The organism is Streptomyces sp. NPDC048254 (assembly GCF_043201895.1).
Taxonomy (GTDB): domain Bacteria; phylum Actinomycetota; class Actinomycetes; order Streptomycetales; family Streptomycetaceae; genus Streptomyces.
Genome location: NZ_JBICZJ010000012.1, coordinates 229,954 through 236,864, shown reverse-complemented (window position 1 = coordinate 236,864; position 6,911 = coordinate 229,954). Strand labels below are relative to the sequence as shown.

General features: G+C 69.7%; 5 protein-coding genes. 3 read left to right on the top strand and 2 right to left on the bottom strand.

All coding sequences use genetic code 11. From position 1 onward, the window contains the following. The 3 genes from ACGFZQ_RS31610 to ACGFZQ_RS31600 all read left to right on the top strand — a co-directional run. On the top strand, positions 1-1,524 hold a 1,524-nt coding region (locus tag ACGFZQ_RS31610), incomplete at its 5' end, for a VWA domain-containing protein (protein ID WP_393843173.1). Positions 1,525-1,649: 125 nt separating this feature from the next. Further along, the gene (metG, locus tag ACGFZQ_RS31605; RefSeq protein WP_393843172.1) at positions 1,650-3,383 is read left to right on the top strand and encodes a methionine--tRNA ligase; all 1,734 of its coding nucleotides are present in this window, start codon (positions 1,650-1,652) and stop codon (positions 3,381-3,383) included. A gap of 150 nt (positions 3,384-3,533) precedes the next feature. Continuing rightward, positions 3,534-5,024, top strand: a complete 1,491-nt coding sequence (locus ACGFZQ_RS31600) for a polysaccharide pyruvyl transferase family protein (protein ID WP_393843171.1) — start codon at positions 3,534-3,536, stop codon at positions 5,022-5,024. 16 nt (positions 5,025-5,040) lie between these two features. On the opposite strand, the gene ACGFZQ_RS31595 is transcribed toward ACGFZQ_RS31600, so the two are convergent. Both ACGFZQ_RS31595 and ACGFZQ_RS31590 read right to left on the bottom strand, forming a co-directional pair. Further along, positions 5,041-5,388 carry a DoxX family protein gene (locus ACGFZQ_RS31595; protein WP_351738255.1) on the bottom strand — a complete coding sequence of 116 codons (348 nt, stop codon included), beginning with the start codon at positions 5,386-5,388 and terminating at the stop codon, positions 5,041-5,043. A gap of 84 nt (positions 5,389-5,472) precedes the next feature. Then, the gene (locus tag ACGFZQ_RS31590; protein WP_393843170.1) at positions 5,473-6,822 is read right to left on the bottom strand and encodes a polysaccharide lyase family 1 protein; all 1,350 of its coding nucleotides are present in this window, start codon (positions 6,820-6,822) and stop codon (positions 5,473-5,475) included. Between the last annotated feature and the right edge of the window lie 89 nt (positions 6,823-6,911).

Genomic DNA, 6,911 nt, shown 5'->3' with positions numbered 1-6,911 from the left:
GTTGCGGCGGAGGCCGAGGCAGAGGCCAAGGCGGAGACGCCGGCCGAGCCGAAGGCCGTGGCCGAGGTTGAGACGGAGGCGTCGGCAGAGCCGGAAGCCGTGGCTGAGGTTGCGGCGGAGGCCGAGGCAGAGGCCAAGGCGGAGACGCCGGCCGAGCCGAAGGCCGTGGCCGAGGTTGAGACGGAGGCGTCGGCAGAGCCGGAGGCCGTGGCCGAGCCTGAGGTCGAGGCCGCGCCGGTCGTTGCGCCGGACGTCGAAGCCGCGCCGGTGGCTGAAGCGAAGGCCGAGACAGGGGCCGCTGCTGAAGTGACTGCGGAGCCGGTGGCGGAGACCGAGGCCGAGGCCGAGCCCGTGGCCGAGGTAGCGGCTGAGCCGGAAGCCGAGGTCGAGCCGGTCGCGGAACCGGAGGCCGAGGTGGCTGTCGAGTCGGCGCCGCAAGCCGAGATCAAGGCCGAGGTCGAGCCGACGCCGGAGCAGCCCGCGGCCGAGCCCGTCGCCGAGGCGGCTGTCGAGCCGGAGGTCGAGACCGAGCCGGTCGCGGAGGCGGAGCCCGCCGTCGCCACCGAGCCCGAGAGCACCCCGGCCGAGAAGGCCGAGGACGAGCCCGCACCGGCGGCCGCCGAGACCACGACACCGGAACCGGCCGCCGAGACGAACACCGCCCCCGAGCCGACGCCCGAGCCGGAGGTCTCCCAGGAGGCCGAGGTCGAACCGGCCGCCGAAACGCTCACGGAGCCCACCCCCGAACCCACTCCGGCCGACGCCCCGGAACCCGCCGCGGCCGCCGACGGCGAATCCGCCCCGCAGGGGCCACCCGCACCCGACAACGAAACTGTCACGGGTGATGCGGGCGGGCACGACCCCGCCGAAGGCGAAGCCGAGGCCACCGCCCCCGACAACGCCGCCGCGGCCGCCGCCCTCGCCAAGGCCGGCCTCACCGGCACCCACGCCGCCACCTACCTCGTCCTCGACCGCTCCGCGAGCATGCGCGCGTACTACAAGGACGGCTCCGCCGCGGCCCTCGCCGACCAGACGCTCGCCCTCGCCACCCAGCTCACCCCGGCCACGGCCACCGCCACCGTCCACGTGGTCTTCTTCTCCACCGAGGTCGACGGCACCACCGACCTCACCCCGGCCTCCCCCGAGAACGCGATCGACGAGGCACACGCCGGCCTCGGCCGCATGGGCCGCACCAGCTACCACGCCGCCGTGGAAGCCGTACTCGCCCACTACGACAGGAACGCCACCCCCGGCGCCCCGGCCACCCCCGCCCTCGTCATCTTCCAGACCGACGGCGCCCCCGACGCCAAGACCCCCGCCACCCAGTCCCTGACCGACGCCGCGAAGTCCCACCCCTCGGTGTTCTTCTCCTTCGTCGCGTTCGGCGAGCACGAGAACAAGGCCTTCGACTACCTCCGCAAGCTGAAGACCGGCAACGCGGCCTTCTTCCACGCGGGCCCGACCCCCCTGGAGCTCACGGACGCGGAGCTCTACGACGGCGTCCTGATCGACTGGCGCCCGTAGCACCCGCCTCTCCCATGCCGCCCGCTTCTCAGCCCGTAAAACGGGAAGCGGGCGGCATACACATGTCGGCTACGATTTCAAGGTTCGCAAAACCAGCAACGAATCCGACCTGGGAGCAGCCCCCGATGGCTCGACACCTCATCACCAGCGCCCTTCCGTACATCAACGGGATCAAGCACCTGGGCAACATGGTGGGGTCCATGCTCCCGGCGGACGTGTACTCCCGGTACCTCCGCCAGCGCGGCCACGACGTCCTGTACATCTGCGCGACGGACGAGCACGGCACCCCCGCCGAGCTCGCGGCGAAGGAGCAGGGCATCCCGGTCGACGAGTTCTGCGCCCAGGCGCACGACGCGCAGAAGGCGGTCTACGACGGCTTCGCGCTCGCCTTCGACTACTTCGGCCGCAGCTCCAGCCCGGAGAACCGCGAGATCACCCAGCACTTCGCCCGCAAGCTCCACGAGAACGGCTTCATCGAGGAGCGGTCGATCCGCCAGGTGTACTCGCCGGTCGACGGCCGCTTCCTCCCGGACCGCTACGTGGAGGGCACCTGCCCGCACTGCGGCTACGACAAGGCCCGCGGCGACCAGTGCGAGAACTGCACCCGCGTGCTGGACCCGACCGACCTGATCAACCCGCGCTCGGCGATCTCCGGCTCCACGGACCTGGAGATCCGCGAGACCAAGCACCTCTTCCTCCTCCAGTCCAAGCTGGAGAACGAGGTCCGCGAGTGGGTCTCGAAGCACGACAGGGACTGGCCGCAGCTGGCCTCCTCGATCGCCCACAAGTGGCTGACCGAGGGCCTGCACGACCGGGCGATCACCCGTGACCTGGACTGGGGCGTCCCGGTCCCGGCCGACACCTGGCCGGAGCTGGCGGCGGAGGGCAAGGTCTTCTACGTCTGGTTCGACGCCCCGATCGAGTACATCGGCGCGACAAAGGAGTGGGCCGACCAGGACCCGTCCACCCGGGACTGGAAGTCCTGGTGGTACGACGTCGACAACGACGTCCGCTACACGGAGTTCATGGCGAAGGACAACGTCCCCTTCCACACGGTGATGTTCCCCGCCACCGAACTCGGCGTGCGCGAGCCGTGGAAGAAGGTCGACTACGTCAAGGCCTTCAACTGGCTGACGTACTACGGCGGCAAGTTCTCCACCTCGCAGAAGCGCGGCGTCTTCACCGACCAGGCCCTCGCGATCCTCCCCGCCGACTACTGGCGCTACTTCCTGATCGCCAACGCCCCCGAGTCGGACGACTCCTCCTTCACCTGGGAGCACTTCACGGCCACGGTGAACAAGGACCTCGCCGACACCCTCGGCAACTTCGTCAACCGCGTCCTGTCCTTCTCCAAGAAGCGCTTCGGCGAGGAGGTCCCGGCCGGCGGCGAGCCCGGCGAGGCGGAGGCGAAGCTGGGCGAGGAGATCTCGGCCCTCCTCGCCGAGTACGAGTCCCAGATGGAGTCCCTCCAGTTCCGCAAGGCCGCGGCGGCCCTCCGTGCCCTCTGGTCGGCCGGCAACTCCTACCTGGAGGAGAAGGCCCCCTGGCTGGAGATCAAGACGGACAAGGACGGCGCGGCCCTGACCCTGCGCACGGCGATGAACCTGATCCACCTCTACTCGGTGGTCTCGGAACCCTTCATCCCGGCCACGGCGAAGATCATGCGCGAGGCGTTCGCCCTCGCCGACACTGTGTCTGATCAAAAGCGTGCCACCTGGGTCACCGCCGCCGAGGCGAAGTCCCTGAGCTCGGTCCCCGCAGGCACCCCCTTCACGGTCCCCCCGGTCCTCTTCGCCAAGCTCACGGACGAGGACCTGGAGACGTACAAGGAGCGCTTCGGCGGCACGACCGCCGCATAGGCGCCGCCGGCACCACACACACCGACGAAGGCCGGGCGGGAGGCTCCCCTCCCGCCCGGCCTTCGTCGTGAGGTAAGTCCCAGGAAAGAGACCTATCAGACTCTTACTGCTCCTTCACCTCACGTTTACCTCCGGGATAGTGTGCCGTTCGTGAAACGCATCCTGATCCGTTCCGGGAAGAGCCCGTTCCGTGTCGCCACTCCGGCGGAGTTCATCCACCAGGACCTGATCGGGACAAATACCGGAAACCTGCTCTTCAGCGACTCGGCCCACAAGATGCTGACCACCCCGGACACCGAGGTGACGTCCAACGGCATCCGCACCGACCCCTCCGCCCGCCGGGCCGCGGAGATCAACGAGCAGTACGACGCCTTCGTCATCCCGCTCGCCAACGCCTTCCGCCCGGCCTTCCACGCCTCTCTGGACCGGCTCACGACGCTGATCGAGCAACTCACGATCCCGGTCGTGGTGTTCGGCGTCGGCGCCCAGGCCCCCGCGGACTACGACACCGGCTGGCTGAAGCCCATGGACGACTCGGTCCGCCGCTTCGCCCGCGCCGTCCTGGACCGCTCCGCCTCCATCGGCGTACGCGGCGAGCTGACCTCGGACTACCTCAAGGGCCTCGGCTTCAACGACGTCGACATCATCGGCTGCCCGTCGATGTTCCTGTACGGCGACACCTTCCCGGAGATCCGGGCCACGGAGCTGACCGCCGCCTCGCGCATCGCCCTGAACCTCTCCCCGGACGCGATACCCGTCGGCGACATATCGGGCCTGGCCCGGCACGCGTGGGAGCGCTACCCCCACCTCACCTACTACGCGCAGAACACCGTCGACGCGGAACTGCTGATGTGGGGCGACACCTCGCCGGAGTCCGGGCACACGGACCCCTTCCCGCTCCGGCTCAGCCACGCCCTGCTCCAGGAGAACAAGGTCCGCATGCCGCTGGACCCGGCCACCTGGATCGACGAACTGCGCGGCTACGACTTCGCCTACGGCACCCGTATCCACGGCAATGTCGCCGCCCTGCTGGCCGGCACCCCGAGCGTGGTCCTCACCCACGACTCGCGCACCCTCGAACTGTGCCGCTACTTCGACATCCCGCACCGCCCGCTCACCGAACTGGACGCCGGCACCGACCCGCGCGACCTGTACGAGGACGCCGACTTCTCCGCCATGCTCAAGGGGCACGGCGAGCGCTTCGAGCGCATGATCGCCTTCCTCGACCGCAACGACCTGCGGAACACCTACACCCACGGCGACGGCGGCGCCGCCTTCGACGCCCGGCTGGCCGCCCTCGACCTGCCCGCGTCGATGCCGGTCTGGGACGGCGGCGACGACGGCCAGATGCGCTACCGGATCAGCCGGCTGCGGGAGCGGATCACCGCGGCCGACACCAGGGCCGCGCGGCACGCCAAGGAGAACAAGGAGCTGCGCGACCGGCTGGCCGCCGCCGAGAAGCGCGCGACCGAGACGACCCGCCGGCTCGACGCCCTCCGCAAGGAACTGACCGCCGCCACCAAGCAGCTGTCCGCGGTGGACCGCCGGGTCACCGGCATCGACAAGCGTCTCCTGGTCCGCCTGGGCCCGGCCCTGCGCCGCCGGGTGCACCGCCCGAAGCCCAAGGCCTCCCAGGACTGAGCCCCGCGAGCGGTCGTCAGCTCACGAGGCCCAGCACCAGCGCTCCGGCCACCGGAGCCGCGTAGACCAGCGGGAACGGAATGTGCGAGTACCACTTCGCCCGGGCCACGGTGATCGCGGCCCCGGTGAAGTAGAGCAGCAGCCCCACCGCCGCCAGCACCCCGACGACCGGCACGAACAACCCGACCAACAGCCCGACCGCACCGGCGGCCTTGGCCACCCCCAGCGGGGTCCACCAGGCGCGCGGCACCCGGTAGTCGGTCAGCGCCTTGACGATCCAGTCGGCCCGCATCAGCAGCACGGTCCCGGAGAACCCGGCCAACAGGGCCGCGAGAACGGTGACGACGTCATGGGCGATCCGCATGAGAGGCTCCCCTCACCACAAGGTGTCGGACACCTCTCTGACGCGTACGCCGCCGGGAGTGTGACAGCCGGCGCGAAGAATCTCTCAGCTCGCGGTCAGCACACCCGCCCCCACCGTCTTCGCCAGCTCCGCCGGCAGGTTCTTCGCACTCGACTGCAGGCCCGCCGTCAGGGTCGGCGTCCAGTTGACCGTCGTCTTGATCTTCTTGGAGTTCGCCGCGTTGTAGGCGGCGACGAGGTCGGTCGTCGTGCCGTTGACGAGGTTCCCGCTGCCCGCCACCGAGCCGGTGCCGTCGCCGCTGAGCAGCTTGGAGGTCTTGATGGAGCTCGGCACGGTCCAGTAGTTGTTCTGGGCCACGACCTGGGCCTTGGCGCGGGAGTTGATGCTGTACTGCAGCGCGTAGCCGTTGAGGGTCGTCACGTCGTAGTAGTTGTTGTAGAGGTGCACCTGGCCGACGCGGGTCAGCGGGGCGCGCTGGACGATGCCCTTCCAGACGTTGTGGTGCAGGGTGACGCGCAGCTTGCCGCCGGGCTCGCTGTCGCTGCTGCCGATCAGCATCGTCTTGTCGTGGCTGGTGAACTGGTTCCGCTCCACGGTCACCAGGTCCGAGCTCTTGGTGATGTCGAGTTCGCCGTCGTGGACCTGGTACTCACGGCCGTAGTACTTCGGGTTGGTGCTGTCGAAGTGGCCGGCGTCGCTGAACGTGTTGTGGTCGGCCCAGACATGGGTGGCGCCGCGCAGGGTGACCGAGTCGTACGCGGAGTTCCAGTTGCCGTCGTCGCCGTCGGTCGGGTCCCACTGCGGGAAGCAGTCCTCGGTGTCGGAGAAGGTCAGGTTGCGGACGATGACGTTGTCGACGCTCTGGATCTGGAGCATGCCTCCGGTGATGCCGGCCTTGGTGCCGGGCACGCCGACGATCGACGTGTTGGCCGGCACCCTGAAGACGATGTTCTTCGCCTGCTTGGCCTGACCGGCGGCCCGCGCCTTCTCCTGCGTCCCGGAGGGCAGCTTGGCACGGCCGTACGTCGACGGGTCGAAGGCCTTCAGGTAGGAGGCCAGCGAATACCCCGTCCCCGCCGCGTAGTCGGCGCAGGTCAGCTTCTTGCCGGAGTCGTCGGTGTTGGCGTCGATGGTGCCCTTGACCTTGATGACGCGCGGGGTGGTGTCGGACGCCGACCCCAGCGCCTTCACCAGCTGGGCGCGGGTCGAGACGGTGAAGGTGTGCGCGGAGTCGGCCTTCGCACCGCCGGTCGTACCGGAACCGGAGGACGCCCAGCCGTCCTTGGCGGCGAGCGTCTGGTGGTAGAGGCCGGCGCCGGACGCGTTCGCGCTCAGCACGAGCACACCGGCACCGACACCGGCGGCCACGACGGCGGCGGAGACGACGAGGGTACGTCGCGTACGAAGAGACCGACGGTGAGAGACAGAGGCCACGGGGGAGTCCTTACATACGTCCGAAGTGCTGGGGACGGGCCCGCCGGAGCGGGCCTCACTCCTCTGTGGTCACGGAGATCGAAAAAGTT

Excerpts from the sequence above, each read along its gene's own strand:
- metG (WP_393843172.1), top strand. The coding sequence starts at position 1,650 with ATGGCTCGACACCTCATCACCAGCGCCCTTCCGTACATCAACGGGATC.
- ACGFZQ_RS31595 (WP_351738255.1), bottom strand. The coding sequence starts at position 5,388 with ATGCGGATCGCCCATGACGTCGTCACCGTTCTCGCGGCCCTGTTGGCC.